The following is a 13,758-nucleotide window of genomic DNA, read 5'->3' on the forward strand; positions in this document are numbered from 1 at the left end:
TGACCAGGCGAGCGTCACCTCATGCGTTGATCGCTGCGGCAATCGTGGCGGACAAGGATGTGGTCGGTCGCTTGATCAGGTGAGAAAGTTCGCGGCCGTCGTCGAACAGCGCGCCAAGTGCTGCGGCGGCATCGGAGTCCGCAAGCAGGGCTGCGAGCGAGTCCGGTAACTCAGCACGGGTCAGGGCAGCGCGGTACTCGGCTTCGGCAAGGTCGACATAAGGGATGGTTTTGCCAGACTGTCGCGATAACTCGGCCGCGAACTCGGTGAGCGTATAAGCCTCGTCGCCGGCAAGCTCGTGGACGACCCGCGCGTCGGTGTCTCCAATCAGCGCGACTGCGGCTGCTTCGGCATAGTCGAGACGAGCGGCGCTGGCGATACGACCATCGCGCGCGCTGCCGATGAACGCACCGTGCTGTAGGGCAGCCGGTATGGAAGCAGCGTAGTTCTCGCTGTACCAGCCGTTCCGCAGGAAGGTGACGGCAAGGCCGCTCGCCTCGATCAGGGCCTCCGTCCGGCGATGCTCTTCGGCAAGGCCGAGCCTGGAGCGGTCGGCGTGCAGCACGCTCGTATAGGCGATCCTGGCCACGCCGGCGCGCTCTTGCACGGGCTTTGCCTGATATCTCCAAGCGTATGCTGACGCAGACGCTACGCACGCTGGAGATGGACGGTTTGGTGGATCGTGACGTCCGCCCGACCGTGCCGCCCCAGGTCACCTATTCGCTGACGCAGCTCGGCGAGAGCTTCGCCGGGCCGCTGCTGGGTCTGATCGAGTGGGCGGAAGCCAACTTTGCCGCCGTCGTGAAAGCGCGCAGCGTCTGCAAGCACGCGCTCGCGTGATTGCAGACAAGCACTTTCGGGTCGAACGGAAACACCTGGGCCGATGTCGTGCTTTAGGCGTCCCGTAGCCACGCCAGCACGCCGGAGCCGGCGGCGCGGCCGGTGGCGATGCTGGCCTGGAGCAGGTAGCCTCCGGTCGGCGCCTCCCAGTCCAGCATCTCGCCGGCTACGAACACGCCAGGCAACGCGTGCAGCATGAACCGGTCGTCGACGGCGCAGCGCCGGATGCCGCCAGCCGTGGAGATCGCCCGCTCCAGCCCGGCGGTGCCATCAAGCCGCAGCTCCAGCCCCTTGATCAGGGCCGCGAGCGCGGCCGGCTCGGGCGGCAGTGCCGACTGCGCGCGCATCAGCAGGGCCTCACGCACGACATGGATGGACTCGGGCGGCAGCGCCACCGCCTTGCGCATGCGGTTGGACAGGCTCTCACGCCCGCGCATGCGCGACAGCTTCGCCGATAACGCGGCACAGCTCTGGTCCGGGCGCAGATCGACCCGAAGCATTGCCGATCCGTCCCGCTCGATAGCATCACGTAACGACGCCGCCAGAGGGTAGAGCGCCCCTCCCTCGAGTCCGCCCTTGGTCAGGATCAGGTCGCCGCGCGAGACGTCGGCGCCATACGACAAGGCAACGTTCTTCAGCGGCCGCCCGGCAAAGCGTTCGGAAAACTGCGCCGACCAGGCGACCTTCATGCCGCAATTGGCCGGCCGGAACGGCGCCAGCGCCACCCCACGCGCAGCCAAAAGCGGTGCCCACCCGCCATCCGAACCCAGCCAAGGCCAGCTTGCGCCGCCGAGCGCCAGCAGGATGGCGTCCGAGGCAGGGACCAGGCCGCCCGATAGCAGCAGCCGGCCATCCTCGCTCCAGCCTTCCCAGGCGCAGCCGGTACGCAGCGCAACGCCGAGCCCCGCCAGCCGCGCAAGCCAGGCGCGCAACAGACCCGACGCCTTCATCGCCCGCGGAAACACCCTGCCGCTACTGCCCACGAAAAGGGCCTGTCCGAGGCCCTCCGCCCATGCGCGCAGATCGTCCGGGGAGAACGCCGCGATCGCCGCGGCCAACCAGGGCTGGCTGATTCCGTAGTTTGCCAAAAACGCTGGCAGCGGCTCGGAATGGGTGAGGTTCAGCCCGCCGCGACCGGCGATGAGCAGCTTGCGGGCCGGTGTGCGCATGCGTTCAATGATGGTCACCACGCAGCCGGCCTCGGCGAGGCACTCCGCCGCGGCCAGCCCGGCCGGCCCGGCGCCGATGACCGTCACCGCAGGCGGCAAGGATCGGCTCATGGCGCAAATAGAGTTGAGCGAACCGCCGCATGGCCGCGCCGTTCGCCGCCGACCCGCAACCGGAGAGACGGATGACCACGCACAATCAATACGCCATGCAGGATCCGACGAAGCAATATCCGTAACCCGACTTCGACAAGCAGCCGCAATCGGCCCCTGGGCTGAGCCAGGACATGGACCCGAAGCCCGATCACGGAGAGACCAGCTACAGGGACTTCGGCCGGCTGGAGGGGCGGCGCGCGCTGATCACGGGTGCTGATTCCGGCATCGGCCGCGCCACCGCCATCGCCTATGCGCGTGAGGGCGCCGACTTTGCGTTGAGTTATCTGCCCTCCGAGGAGCGTGATGCGGCGCAAGTCATCGGCCTGATCCGCGAGGCCGGCCGCAAGGCGATCGCCCTGCCGGGCGACATCGGCGACGAAGCCTTCGCCAGGAAACTGGTCCGATTGGCGCATCAGGAACTCTCCGGCCTGGACATCCTGGTCAACGTCGCGGGCAAGCAGACCGCGGTGATGGACATCGCCGACCTTACCACGGAGCAGTTCGAAGCGACCTTCCGCACCCCACCTTCCTCAGCAACGTCACCGCCATGTTCTGGCTGTGCCAGGAGGCGATCCCGCTGATGCCGCCAGGGGCTGCGATCATCAACACCACATCGATACAGGCCTACCAGCCATCGGCGAGCCTGCTCGACTACGCCTCGACCAAGGCCGCGATCGTGGCGTTCACCAAGGCACTCGCCAAACAGGTGGCGGAGAAGGGCATTCGCGTCAACGCCGTGGCCCCGGGCCCGTTCTGGACACCCCTGCAGCCGAGCGGCGGACAGCCTCAGGGTAAAATCCCGAGCTTCGGCGCCAAGACCCCGCTCGGCCGGCCCGCCGAGATCGCGCCGATCTACGTCCTGCTGGCCTCGCAGGAAGCTACGTCACCGCCGAAATCTACGGCGTCACTGGCGGGAACCATCTGCCGTGAGCGTTGTGTCTCGAGGTGGTGCGGACGTCCTGACTGATGGCTGTGCCGCCTGTGTCACCTCGGCGTCTCCGGTTTTCTCGAGCAGGGTTTTCATCCCGAGGGACAGGTTCCGGTTCGAGTCCGCCAAGGAACGTGTAACATCGGTATCGGCACTTTTCTGGGCGAGATCCCGGTCAATATATTCGTTCTCACGCGCGACCAGGTTCTTTTCCGCTTGAAGATGTAATGTTTCCTGCTGGATTTCCAGCGACCGGAGCTAGTCTTCGTAAGCCCGCTCATGCAACGTCGCGGCGCGGGCTTCCTGGCGCTTCGCACGATCTTCCGCCTGATGCTTGCGCGCCCGCGTGACCGCAACCTGCGCCTGCAACCGTCTCTCTCTTTGCTGCTGCAACAACACCTGTTGCTCTCTCTGGTGTTGCGCCACCAGCGCTGCACGGGCCGCCTCGTCCTGGCGCTGTTGCGCAGCATACACGTTGTCAATCTGGCTCGTGATCGAGGACTGTGCACCTGCAGCGGCAGGCACCATCATCAATGCGATCGTCACGATCGGTCCCGGTCGCATCGACGGCCACCTAAGCCTTGGTTGTAACAGGGCACGATGCATTGGGCTGCACACGGGTCGTGGTCGGAGAGGTCTCGATGACCAGGGCGCGCCCCGGAATAAACTCGCAAGCTTTTCCGACCTGCGCGGAATTAAAGGTGTGACCCTCATCGACGTAGGTAATGGAGACACCGCCCACCAGAACGGTTTCCGGGACGAAGGAGCCTCCTGCCGCCCCGAGTGCACCGCCACCCAAGGCGCCGACCGCGCCTGTTGCCAGAACATTGCGGTGAGCCAGTCCTCCCCCCAGGAACCCGCCTGCCACCGCGCCAAAAACCCCGGAAGCGAGCTGCGCGGTGCGTCGATTGGCAGAGTTGTCGACCTCGACCTGGGCCGGCAGGACCGCAAGGATTTGAATGACCTTGGCCGCCTGACGGGAGTTGACCTGGTCTGCCGAGTAGACATTTGCCTTGAGGTCTTCTCCGGGCATCTGGCACGCCGAGACGGACATCAGCATTGCTGAGGCAAGCAGCGGAAGGGTTAAAGCGCGGATCATGATTGTGCTATCCACTCTCTCTGACAGACGAGCCACATCATCAGCGAAGGCTCGACTTCAATACTTTATCGAAACGTATTGGATTCAGCAAGAGCACAGTGTTTCGCTACAACAAGCTTGATGTTGATTAAGGAGCAACCCTCAGCGGGCGGTCCAGCCACCATCGATCGGCAGCGATGCGCCGGTCAGCGTCGCCGCCGCATCGGAACACAGGAACACCGCCAGCGCACCGATCTGCCCTGGCGTGGTGAAGCGGCGCAGCGGCTGTTTTTCGGCGAGGAGTGCCGCGGCGGCAGCAGCAGGGTCGGGGTTTGCCTCGATCTGCGCCTGCACCAAGGGCGTGAGCACCCAGCCCGGGCAGATCGCATTGACCGTGATTGCGTGCTCGGCCAGCTCGATGGCCACCACCTTGGTCAGGCCAACAAGCCCGTGCTTCGCCGCCACATAGGCGGACTTCTCGGCCGAGCCCACCAGGCCATGCGCTGAGGCGATGTTGATAATCCGTCCCCAACCTTGCGCGCGCAGCAGGGGGATTGCCGCCTTGATCGCGTGAAAGGCGCCGGACAGGTTGATCGCAATGATCCGGTCCCATTGCGCCTCGGGGAAAGCCTCTGTCGGTGCGGTGTGTTGTATCCCGGCATTGTTGACCAGGATGTCGAGCCGTCCTAATTCGCCATGTGTCTGGGTCAGCATTGCCCGGACCTGCGCGGGATCCGCCATGTCGGCCGGCGAATGGCGTACGCGTACGCCGTGGCGCTGGGCGATCTCGGCCCGCGACTGCTCGATTGCTGCCGCCTCGCCGAACCCGGACAGCATCAGGTCGGCGCCCGCCCCGGCCAGCGCGTGCGCAATTCCCAGACCGATGCCGCTCGTAGCACCCGTTACCAGCGCCACCCTGCCGTGCAAGCTCATCCGTACCGCCTGCGGAACCGTTCGAGCCGCGCGGGAGCTGCCATCATGTCCGCCTCCGGCCCGCAATAGGAGAAGCGCACGAAGCAATGCCCGCGTTGCGCGTCGAAATCCACCCCGGGCGTGATCGCGACGGCGGCCTGATCGAGCAACTGCGCTGCAAAAGCGACGCTATCGGTCGTGCGCGCGCTGATGTCGGCATAGAGATAGAAGGCACCCTGCGCCGGTGAGAGCGACGCAAAGCCGGCGTTCGGCAAAGTCTCGAGCAGGTGCGCGCGGACCCGGCGGTAGCGGGCGAGATTGACCGCTACCTCGTCGCCGCAGTCGAGCGCCGCCTCGGCGGCCACCTGCGAGATATGCGGGGCACTGATGAACAGGTTCTGCTTGAGCCGCTCGGCCGGCTCCAGCAAATCCTCCGGCAGCACCAGCCAGCCCACCCGCCAGCCCGTCATGCTCCAGTATTTGGAGAAGCTGTTGACGATGATGGCGCTGTCGCTGAACGACGCCGCGGTTGCAGCGTCCATCTCCCAGGTCAGGCCGTGGTAGATCTCGTCGGAGACCAGCCTGACACCATGCGCGTCGCACCATTGCGCCAGTGCCGCGAGTTCCGCGCGCGCAAGCATGGTGCCGGCCGGATTGCACGGCGAGGCCAGGATCAATCCCTCCGGCGGCTTGGCCATCGCTTCAAGCATCGCAATGGTTGGCTGGAAGCGGCTCTCGGGCCCGGTCTCGAGCAACACCGGACACAGCCCCAACGCGGTCAGGATGTTTACGTAGGGCGGGTAGTATGGCGTCGCCAGGGCAATGCGGTCGCCGGGGTCGAAGGCGGCAAGGAACGCCAGCAGGAAACCGCCGGAGGCGCCGGTGGTGACCGCGATCCGACGCGGTGCGACATCCGATCCGTAGAACGCCTGGTAGTGCTGGGCGATGCGCTGGCGCAACCCAGGCAGTCCGAACGCCTCAGTGTAGCCGAGTGCCAGGCCCTCTTGCAGCGCGCGCGTCGCGGCCCGCACGGCACCCTGCGGCGCCCCGATGCCGGGCTGGCCGACCTCCATGCGGATGACGCGGTCGGCCCCTGTCTGCAGCACCCGCTCGCGCGCGTTCGCACGGGCGATGACGTCCATCACCAGGAACGGCCGGATGCGCGCGCCGGCACCCTGCTTGAGCATGCGGCGCCTAGTTGCTGCCGATGGCGAGGCCGGCGCCGCGCGGATCGGTCTCGCCGACGCAACTGCCAGAGTCACCCGGCAACCCGCCTGGACAGGAGATCGCATTGGCGCGGCCGGCGCCGGTATGCGGGCGCACCAGTGGCGTGCTGCCGTCGAGCGCAGTGTGCAAGGCATCGGCGGCCGCCCCCGCCGCCTGGCCCTGCCCGGATGCGGCGACGGCGGCGCGGAAATCATGCCCCGCCTTGCTCCAGGCGATCGCCGCGGCAAGCAGCGGCGCCGACACCCGCGCCGGCGAGGCGCCAAGCACGATGCCGGTATCGCCGGCGACTCTGCCGGTGCCGAACAGATTATCCATGCTGATGGCGCAGGAGACGGCATCGCCGGCGCGATCGAGCACCACGAAACTGGTGGAGGCGGGAAGCGTGGCGCCAGGAGGGGGCGGCGGCGCGTCGTTGCCAAGCGCCTCGAACGCCGCCCGCGTTGCCTGCCCGCCAGCCGCCGGCGGCGGCGGCAAGGCGATCTGCACCGCGTGCGCGTCGAGTAACAGCGGCTTGCGCGCGATGGGCAGTGCCATTCGCATCGTCTTCATGTCCAGCCCGCCACCGGCGGCATCGGCGCCGCTGACGAAGTCACTGGCCAGCGCTCCGGTATAGAGATCGCCGACGCCGACCTGGGCGATATGGTCGAGCGTGTCGGCAAGCTGCGGCTGCACCAGTCGGTCGCCGACCTGCGGCAGGGCCGTGCCCCCTGGCGCGAAGATGGCGCGCGCGCCCGGATCGGCGAGCAGTGGTGCCTGCACCTGTGCGAGGTCGTCCGCCAAGGCGCGCGACACTGTAATGCCATGTCGTGCGAGACTGGCTGCCGGCCTGACCAATTCGTCGAAGCCGACGCTGCCGTGCCGCGCCTGCAACAGGAACAGCCCGCGCGCCAGCATCGGCACCGAGGCCGGACGATCGACATGGCCGTCTGAGCCGTCACCTGCCACCGGCAGGAACAGGATCGCATCCGCCACCCCAGGTGCGCCGGCATCGAACGCGAGGCAGGTGCCCCCCGCCCCCAGCGAAGCCCGCGAGGGCAGGGTCACTGAGAGGCTCATGCCAAGCGCTGCGGCCGCATCCGCGGCATTGCCGCCACGTGCGAGGATGTCGCGGGCAACGAGGGTCGCACGCGGCTCGTCCGCCACGACCTCGCCAATATAGCCGCTCAGATAGGGCGAAGCAGGACCAGCCACCAGGGCCTTGACCCGCTGCACGCCGGCGCAGCCAGCGAGCAGGCACAGCCCCGCCGCCAGCGGCAGCATGCGCGCCGCGAGGATGGACGTGAAAGTCACCGGGCAGGTTGGGCGGCGTGCCCTCGTCTTGCGCAAAGCTCCGCTCTCCATCGAGGGCCGCGTGATGGTGGCAAGCCATTAGACGGCTTCGCTCTAAGCGGCAACCTGGGCGTCCCATCCGCGCCATGCTACAGCGCGCGCATGAGGCACATTGGCAGATTGACCGCGCTCGCTGCATTCAGCATGGCGACGCTCGCGCTTGATGCCGGGCGCGCCCACGCTGACGGCTTCACGCCGAGCCAGCGCCAGGAGATCATCGCCATCGTGCGCCAGGCGCTGAAGGCCGATCCCTCAATCCTGAGCGACGCCATCATCTCGCTGCGCGCGCATGAGGAACAGGCACAGGCGAGCGACAGCGCCGCCGCAATACAGCGCAACCAGGCGGCGCTGACCGGCGCTGCGGGCGACGAGATCGCCGGAGATGCGAACGGTCGCGTAACACTGGTCGAGTTCTACGATCCGCGCTGCCCCTATTGTCGCAAATCGCTACCCGAGCTCGATGAGCTGCTGTCCGACGACCCCAAGCTGCGCCTGGTCGAAAAGCTGATCCCGATCCTTGGGCCTGACAGCGTGCTTGAAGCCCGTGCGATCGCGGCCGCCGGACGGCAGGGAAAGTATGCGGTCCTGCAACATGCCTTGATGACCGACCCGGGCCAGCCGGACGCGGCACAAATCCGCGCCATCGCCGGCCGTGCCGGCCTGAACGTGGGCAAGCTGCAGCACGACATGGCCGATCCCGCCATCGACGCGCAGCTACACGCCAACGTGGCACTGGCTCGCACGCTGGGGATCAGCGGCACCCCAAGCTTTGTGATCGGCAGCCGGATCATCCCCGGGGCGGTCGACCTCGGCGATTTGCGCGCGGCCGTCGCCTCCGCCCGCGCCGGGTAGCTTAGGCGGCTGCGACCCGGCCCTCCGGATCCAACCGGTAGCCGCCGCCTTCCGTAACCAGCAGGCAGGCATTCGCGGGATCGGGCTCGATCTTCTGGCGCAGCCGATAGATGTGGGTCTCCAGCGTGTGCGTGGTCACCGCCGCATTGTAGCCCCACACCTCATTGAGCAGCACCTGCCGCGGCACCGGCCGGGTGCCGGCGCGGTAGAGGAATTTCAGGATTGCGGCCTCCTTTTCGGTCAGCCGGATGCGCCGGTTGCGCACCGCCTCCTGCAACAGCTTGGCGGAGGGCCGGAACGTGTAGGGTCCGATGGTGAAGACGGCGTCCTCGCTGTTCTCGAAGATGCGCATCTGTGCCCGCAGACGGGCCAGCAGCTCGGCGATCCTGAACGGCTTGGCGACATAGTCATTGGCGCCGGCATCGAGGCCGCGCACCACATCGGCTTCATCGTCCGAACCGGTCAGCATGATGATCGGCATGCGCCGTCCCTGCTTGCGCAGATCGGCGCAATAGTCGCGGCCGTCACCATCCGGCAACGTCACGTCGAGGATCAGCGCGTCGAAGCGGGCGCCGTTGCTACCGATCTTTTCGCCTGCCTCGTGGATCGAGGCGGCCTGTTCAACGGAGAATTCCGACTCGATCTGGAGTTGTTCGACCAGCGTCCCGCGTAGCGAGTCATCATCGTCGATCACCAGAATGGGGCGTTCACCCGCCATCTAAAACCTCGCCCTGACAAAATGGCCTGTCGTTACGGCCCATGCCTATGTGGCACCTTGGGCCCTGCTCACAACGCAGTGAATTGGAGTCGAAACGCAGACATGCCGAAACCGCACCCACACATTATCGTGATCGTCTTCCGGAGCGGTCTGCATCATTCTGTTCCCATCGCAGGCGGGCGGGGCTTGGAGGTGTTCCCTTGACAGTGGCAGTGGTGCGACAGCTCGGCGCGCACAGTTTTGCCCTTCGTTTTCAGGGCCGTGACCTTCGCTGCGCGCTTGGCGCGGGCGGCATCAGCCCGCTCAAGCAGGAGGGCGACGGCGCCACGCCGAGCGGCACGCATTCCCTGCGGCGCCTCCTCTACCGTGCCGACCGGCGCCCGCCGCCCGCCTGCGGCTCACTCCCACGCGAGCCGATCGCACCGGAAGACGGCTGGTGCGACGATCCCGACCATGCCGACTACAACCGCATGGTCCGCTTGCCGCATCCTGGGCGCCACGAAAATCTGTGGCGCGAGGATGGACTCTACGATCTGCTGGCACCCCTCGCCTACAACGATGATCCGGTGCAGCGCGGCCGGGGCTCGGCGATCTTCCTGCATGTCGCCCACCCCGACCTGCGGCCGACGCAAGGCTGCGTCGCCCTGCTTGACGCCGATCTCGCCTGGGTGCTTGCCAACGGCCTCGCCGCGATCGACATCCCCCGCAACTGAACCGCCCTCTACGCTGGACCACCGGACAAGGACGCAGGATGACCGAGGACGCAAGCAGCAAGCTTACGGAGCTCCGCGCGGAGCTAGCCCGGCTGGGTCTCGACGGCTTCATCCTGCCGCGCGGTGACGAGCATCTGGGGGAATATGTCGCCGCCGGCTCCGAGCGCCTGGCCTGGCTGACCGGCTTTACCGGCAGCGCCGGGGTCGCCGTCGTGCTCGCCGACAGTGCGGCGGTGTTCTCCGACGGGCGCTACGTGCTCCAGCTCGCGGCACAGACCGATCCCGCTTCGTGGTCGCGCGAACACATGATCGAGACGCCGCCCGAACGCTGGCTGGTTGAGCGGCGGCCGGGCGGCCGGATCGGCTACGATCCCTGGCTGATGAGCCAGACGCAGCGCGTCGCCTTCGAAAGCCTGGGGCTGACCCTGGTGCCGGTCTCCCCCAACCCGGTCGATCGGCTCTGGCACGACCGTCCGCCGCCGCCCTTGCAGCCGGCCATCCCGCAGACGCTGGACCACGCCGGCGTCGCCTCGGCCGACAAGCGCCGGCAGGTCGCGGCCATCCTGCGCGCCGGCGGCGAGGACGCGGTCATGCTGACCGATCCCGCATCGGTCGCCTGGCTTTTGAACATTCGCGGCGACGACGTGCCGTTCACCCCGCTGCCGCTAAGCTTTGCGTTGCTGCGCGCCGACGAGACCGTCACCCTGTTCATGGACCCCCGCAAGCTCGGCCATGAGACCCGGCAATGGCTCGGCAACAGCGTGCAGCTCGAGGCCCCCGATGCACTCGGCGCCGCCCTCGCCGGCCTCGGCGGCCAGACCATCCGGCTCGACGGCAAGGGCAGTGCCGCCTGGTTCGCCGATCGCCTGCGCGACGCCGGCGCCAGTGTCAGCGACGACGCCGATCCCTGCCTGCTGCCCAAGGCGCGCAAGAACGCCACCGAGCAGGCGGGCGCGCGGGCCGCGCATCTGCGCGACGGCGTCGCCCTCTGCCGCTTCCTGCACTGGCTCACGACGGATGCTGTGGGCGCGCGCGAGAGCCAGGCCGCCGCCCACCTGGATGGGTTGCGCGCCGCCTCGCCGGCGTATCGCGGCGAGAGCTTCCCCGCGATCTCCGGCTCCGGGCCGAATGGCGCGATCATCCATTATCGGGTCACGCCCGAGAGCGACCGCACCCTCGGCGCGGACGAGCTCTATCTGATCGATAGCGGCGGCCAATATGTCGACGGCACAACGGACGTGACCCGTACCGTCTGGACCGGCCCCGGCGCCGCCCCGGACAGCATACGCGACCACTACACACGCGTGCTGCGCGGTCACGTCGCCCTCGCGGCAGGGGCGTTTCCCGCCGGCACGACCGGGCTGCGCCTGGACAGCCTGGCGCGCGCGCCGCTCTGGGGCGCGGGGCTCGACTACGACCACGGCACCGGCCACGGCATCGGCAGCTATCTCTCGGTGCATGAAGGCCCCTGCGGGATCAATCCGCGCTCCCCTCCGGTCGCCGTCGAAGCGGGCATGATCCTGTCCGACGAGCCGGGATATTACCGCCCGGGCGAGTACGGCATACGCATCGAGAACCTGCTGCTGGCCCGAGCCGTCGACTTTGAGGGGGCGACGCAGGCCTTCCTCGGCTTCGAGACCCTGACGCTGGCGCCGTTCGACCGCCGCCTGATCGAAACGGCTCAGCTCAGCCGGTTCGAGTGCGAATGGATCGACACCTACCACGCGCGCGTGCATGCGGAGATCGCCCCGCTGCTCGACTCCGAGCCCGCGCGTTGGCTCGGTCAGGCCTGCGCCCCGCTCGCCGTTGCCTGAGCCCGGCCCACGAACACAGACTGCACCAGGAGCGACCGTGCAATGACCCAGCCCCATGCGACAAGATCCGGCGAGACAATCCCCGCAACCCTGATCCCCGGAGATGGCATCGGACCGGAGATCGTCGACTCTGTTGTCGAGATCCTCGACGCCCTCGGCGCGCCGTTCGTATGGGACAGACAGCTCGCCGGCATGGCCGCGTTACAGGAGACCGGCGATCCGCTGCCGCTGAAAACCCTGGACAGCATCCGCCGCACCGGCCTTGCGCTCAAGGGGCCGCTGACGACACCCGTCGGCGGCGGATTCAAGTCCATCAACGTGACCTTGCGGCAGGAATTCGAACTCTATGCAAACCTGCGGCCGGCCCGCACACTGATCCCGGGCGGCCGCTTCGACAACATCGACATCGTCCTGGTGCGTGAAAACCTCGAAGGCTTCTACGCCGCGATGGAACACTACATGCCGATCGGGCACGATCCGAAGGCGGTGGCGATCTCGTCGGGATTCAATACGCGCACGGAATGCCGACGCATCGTTCGTTACGCCTTTGACTACGCCCTGCGTAACGGCCGCAAAAAGGTCACCATCGTCCACAAGGCAAATATCCTCAAGGCGCTAACCGGGCTGTTCCTCGATGTCGGCCGCGAGGTGGCGGCCGAGTACGAGGGCCGCATCGCGATGAACGATCGGATCGTCGACGCCTGCGCGATGCAGCTCGTGCTCGATCCGTGGCAATATGACGTGATCGTCACGACCAACCTGTTCGGCGACATCCTGTCGGATCTTATCGCGGGCCTGATCGGTGGTCTGGGCATGGCGCCGGGTGCCAATATCGGCACGGACTGCGCGATCTTCGAGGCGGTGCACGGGTCGGCACCCGATATCGCCGGCCGGGGGGTCGCCAATCCGCTGGCCCTCCTGCTCGCCGCCGAAATCATGTTGCAGCATGTCGGGCGAGGCGATCTCGCCAACCGGCTCAGTGCCGCGATCAACGAGACGGTTCTGGTTGCCGGCATACGCACCCGCGATCTCGGCGGCGATGCCGACACCGCCGGCCTGACCGCAGCGATCAGGCAGCGTGTCGCATAAAGCCCAGACAATAAAATCCGACCCCGCGTTCACCGGCTGGTGACAATTCCGGCTGCATTCTTGGTGCCTTACTGGAACCAGGACTGCACGCGGTGTCGGGCTTTCTCGTCAGAGACAAACTATTCGCAGGCCAGGACCGCACGTCCCAGGGCCCTGCGTACCCGGGCCCTGCGGCCTTGGGCCGCGCATCGCGCGCAAAGGCCAGCGTGGGCGAACGCACGCACGCCTCCCTGCTGTTCCAGCCACGGTATCAGCTTGCCGACGGTGGCCTGGTCGCCATCGAGGCTTTCGCTCTACGTCCTCGAACAGCTTTGCACGGCGCCCGCGAGCCCGGCCGTGACCTCGGACGCGACGAGGCGATGCTTCGGCATGCCGGCCGTCTGATCGCCCACGCCACGCTGGTGTCGACGCCCATCCTGTCGCTGCGCGTGACCGAAGCGCAGGCAGCCTCCGGCGGTCTTGCGCGCTTGATAGCCGATATGCTGGCAGAGACCGGCCTGCCCCCGTCGCGCCTGGAACTGGAGTTCAGCGAGGCATGCCTGCAAACCGATGAGCCGGAGTTGCTCTATCTGCTGGCCGCTCTCGCCGACCTTGGTGTGAGCGCCGTGTTGGGCGGCTTCGGCGCCCACGTCTCCAGCCTGACGCTCCTACGCCGTCGCAGCCTGGCTGGCCTGCTCACAGGTCTGAAGCTGCATGGCCTGCTGGTCAGCGACCTTGATGCCGGGGGCGCGGACGATGCGTTTCTTGGCGGCCTGGTGGCAACCGCGCATGCGCTCGGCCTGCTGGTCATCGCCGAGGGCGTCGCCTGCGGCTCGCACGAAACCCGCTTACGCGACGCTGGATGCGATCAGGCGCTTGGACCCTGGCTGGGCGGGGCGCAACCGGCCCTCGACGCAATCAGAACCTGGCGCCTGGAGCAGGATCGGGCCTCGTAAG

Annotated in this window: 14 protein-coding genes and 2 pseudogenes; 7 read left to right on the forward strand and 9 right to left on the reverse strand. The window is 67.4% G+C overall.

What is annotated here, in order from left to right; translation table 11 throughout:
• Positions 1-19 precede the first annotated feature (19 nt).
• The gene (locus ACQY4K_RS04015; protein ID WP_428393614.1) at positions 20-565 is read right to left on the reverse strand and encodes a hypothetical protein; all 546 of its coding nucleotides are present in this window, start codon (positions 563-565) and stop codon (positions 20-22) included.
• Between the two features lie 35 nt (positions 566-600).
• On the opposite strand from ACQY4K_RS04015, the pseudogene ACQY4K_RS04020 reads away from it, so the two are divergent.
• Positions 601-840 (forward strand): annotated as a pseudogene (locus ACQY4K_RS04020) (winged helix-turn-helix transcriptional regulator); the annotation flags it as partial.
• A 53-nt stretch (positions 841-893) separates the two neighbouring features.
• Here ACQY4K_RS04020 and ACQY4K_RS04025 read toward each other — a convergent pair.
• Positions 894-2,120 carry a TIGR03862 family flavoprotein gene (locus ACQY4K_RS04025; RefSeq protein WP_428393615.1) on the reverse strand — a complete coding sequence of 409 codons (1,227 nt, stop codon included), beginning with the start codon at positions 2,118-2,120 and terminating at the stop codon, positions 894-896.
• Between the two features lie 173 nt (positions 2,121-2,293).
• Between ACQY4K_RS04025 and ACQY4K_RS04030 the strand changes: the two are divergent.
• Positions 2,294-3,092: pseudogene (locus ACQY4K_RS04030) on the forward strand (SDR family oxidoreductase).
• Here ACQY4K_RS04030 and ACQY4K_RS04035 read toward each other — a convergent pair.
• From ACQY4K_RS04035 to ACQY4K_RS04060, 6 genes are all read right to left on the reverse strand, one after another.
• A complete protein-coding gene (locus ACQY4K_RS04035; RefSeq protein WP_428395959.1) occupies positions 3,067-3,339 on the reverse strand; it encodes a DUF5384 family protein in 273 nt (90 codons plus the stop codon). The pseudogene ACQY4K_RS04030 and the gene ACQY4K_RS04035 overlap by 26 nt on opposite strands.
• Positions 3,340-3,348: 9 nt before the next feature.
• Positions 3,349-3,636, reverse strand: a complete 288-nt coding sequence (locus ACQY4K_RS04040) for a hypothetical protein (RefSeq protein ID WP_428393616.1) — start codon at positions 3,634-3,636, stop codon at positions 3,349-3,351.
• Positions 3,637-3,664: 28 nt separating this feature from the next.
• Complete coding sequence (locus tag ACQY4K_RS04045) at positions 3,665-4,189, reverse strand: hypothetical protein (RefSeq protein WP_428393617.1); 525 nt, start codon at positions 4,187-4,189, stop codon at positions 3,665-3,667.
• 141 nt (positions 4,190-4,330) lie between these two features.
• Positions 4,331-5,101 carry a 3-hydroxybutyrate dehydrogenase gene (locus ACQY4K_RS04050; protein ID WP_428393618.1) on the reverse strand — a complete coding sequence of 257 codons (771 nt, stop codon included), beginning with the start codon at positions 5,099-5,101 and terminating at the stop codon, positions 4,331-4,333.
• Positions 5,098-6,267, reverse strand: a complete 1,170-nt coding sequence (locus tag ACQY4K_RS04055) for a pyridoxal phosphate-dependent aminotransferase (RefSeq protein ID WP_428393619.1) — start codon at positions 6,265-6,267, stop codon at positions 5,098-5,100. Before ACQY4K_RS04055 ends, ACQY4K_RS04050 begins: the two co-directional genes overlap by 4 nt.
• 7 nt (positions 6,268-6,274) lie before the next feature.
• Entirely contained in the window at positions 6,275-7,597 is a 1,323-nt protein-coding gene (locus ACQY4K_RS04060; RefSeq protein WP_428393621.1) for a gamma-glutamyltransferase, read from the reverse strand.
• Between the two features lie 141 nt (positions 7,598-7,738).
• On the opposite strand from ACQY4K_RS04060, the gene ACQY4K_RS04065 reads away from it, so the two are divergent.
• A complete protein-coding gene (locus ACQY4K_RS04065) occupies positions 7,739-8,488 on the forward strand; it encodes a DsbA family protein (RefSeq protein ID WP_428393623.1) in 750 nt (249 codons plus the stop codon).
• 1 nt (position 8,489) lies between these two features.
• Here the strand turns inward: ACQY4K_RS04065 and ACQY4K_RS04070 are convergent, their stop codons facing one another.
• Positions 8,490-9,206: a response regulator transcription factor gene (locus ACQY4K_RS04070; RefSeq protein WP_428393625.1), complete on the reverse strand. Its 717-nt coding sequence runs from the start codon at positions 9,204-9,206 to the stop codon at positions 8,490-8,492.
• A gap of 200 nt (positions 9,207-9,406) precedes the next feature.
• Here ACQY4K_RS04070 and ACQY4K_RS04075 point away from each other — a divergent pair, with 200 nt between their 5' ends.
• From ACQY4K_RS04075 to ACQY4K_RS04090, 4 genes are all read left to right on the forward strand, one after another.
• Positions 9,407-9,919, forward strand: coding sequence for a L,D-transpeptidase family protein (locus ACQY4K_RS04075; protein ID WP_428393627.1), 513 nt, complete (start codon positions 9,407-9,409; stop codon positions 9,917-9,919).
• A 38-nt stretch (positions 9,920-9,957) separates the two neighbouring features.
• Positions 9,958-11,733 carry an aminopeptidase P family protein gene (locus ACQY4K_RS04080; protein ID WP_428393629.1) on the forward strand — a complete coding sequence of 592 codons (1,776 nt, stop codon included), beginning with the start codon at positions 9,958-9,960 and terminating at the stop codon, positions 11,731-11,733.
• A gap of 42 nt (positions 11,734-11,775) precedes the next feature.
• Positions 11,776-12,822 carry an isocitrate/isopropylmalate dehydrogenase family protein gene (locus ACQY4K_RS04085; RefSeq protein WP_428393631.1) on the forward strand — a complete coding sequence of 349 codons (1,047 nt, stop codon included), beginning with the start codon at positions 11,776-11,778 and terminating at the stop codon, positions 12,820-12,822.
• Between the two features lie 206 nt (positions 12,823-13,028).
• Complete coding sequence (locus ACQY4K_RS04090; protein ID WP_428393633.1) at positions 13,029-13,757, forward strand: EAL domain-containing protein; 729 nt, start codon at positions 13,029-13,031, stop codon at positions 13,755-13,757.
• The last annotated feature ends 1 nt before the right edge of the window (position 13,758 follow it).

Origin of the sequence: Lichenicoccus sp., from assembly GCF_965276875.1 — a bacterium.
In the GTDB taxonomy this organism is placed as follows: domain Bacteria; phylum Pseudomonadota; class Alphaproteobacteria; order Acetobacterales; family Acetobacteraceae; genus Lichenicoccus.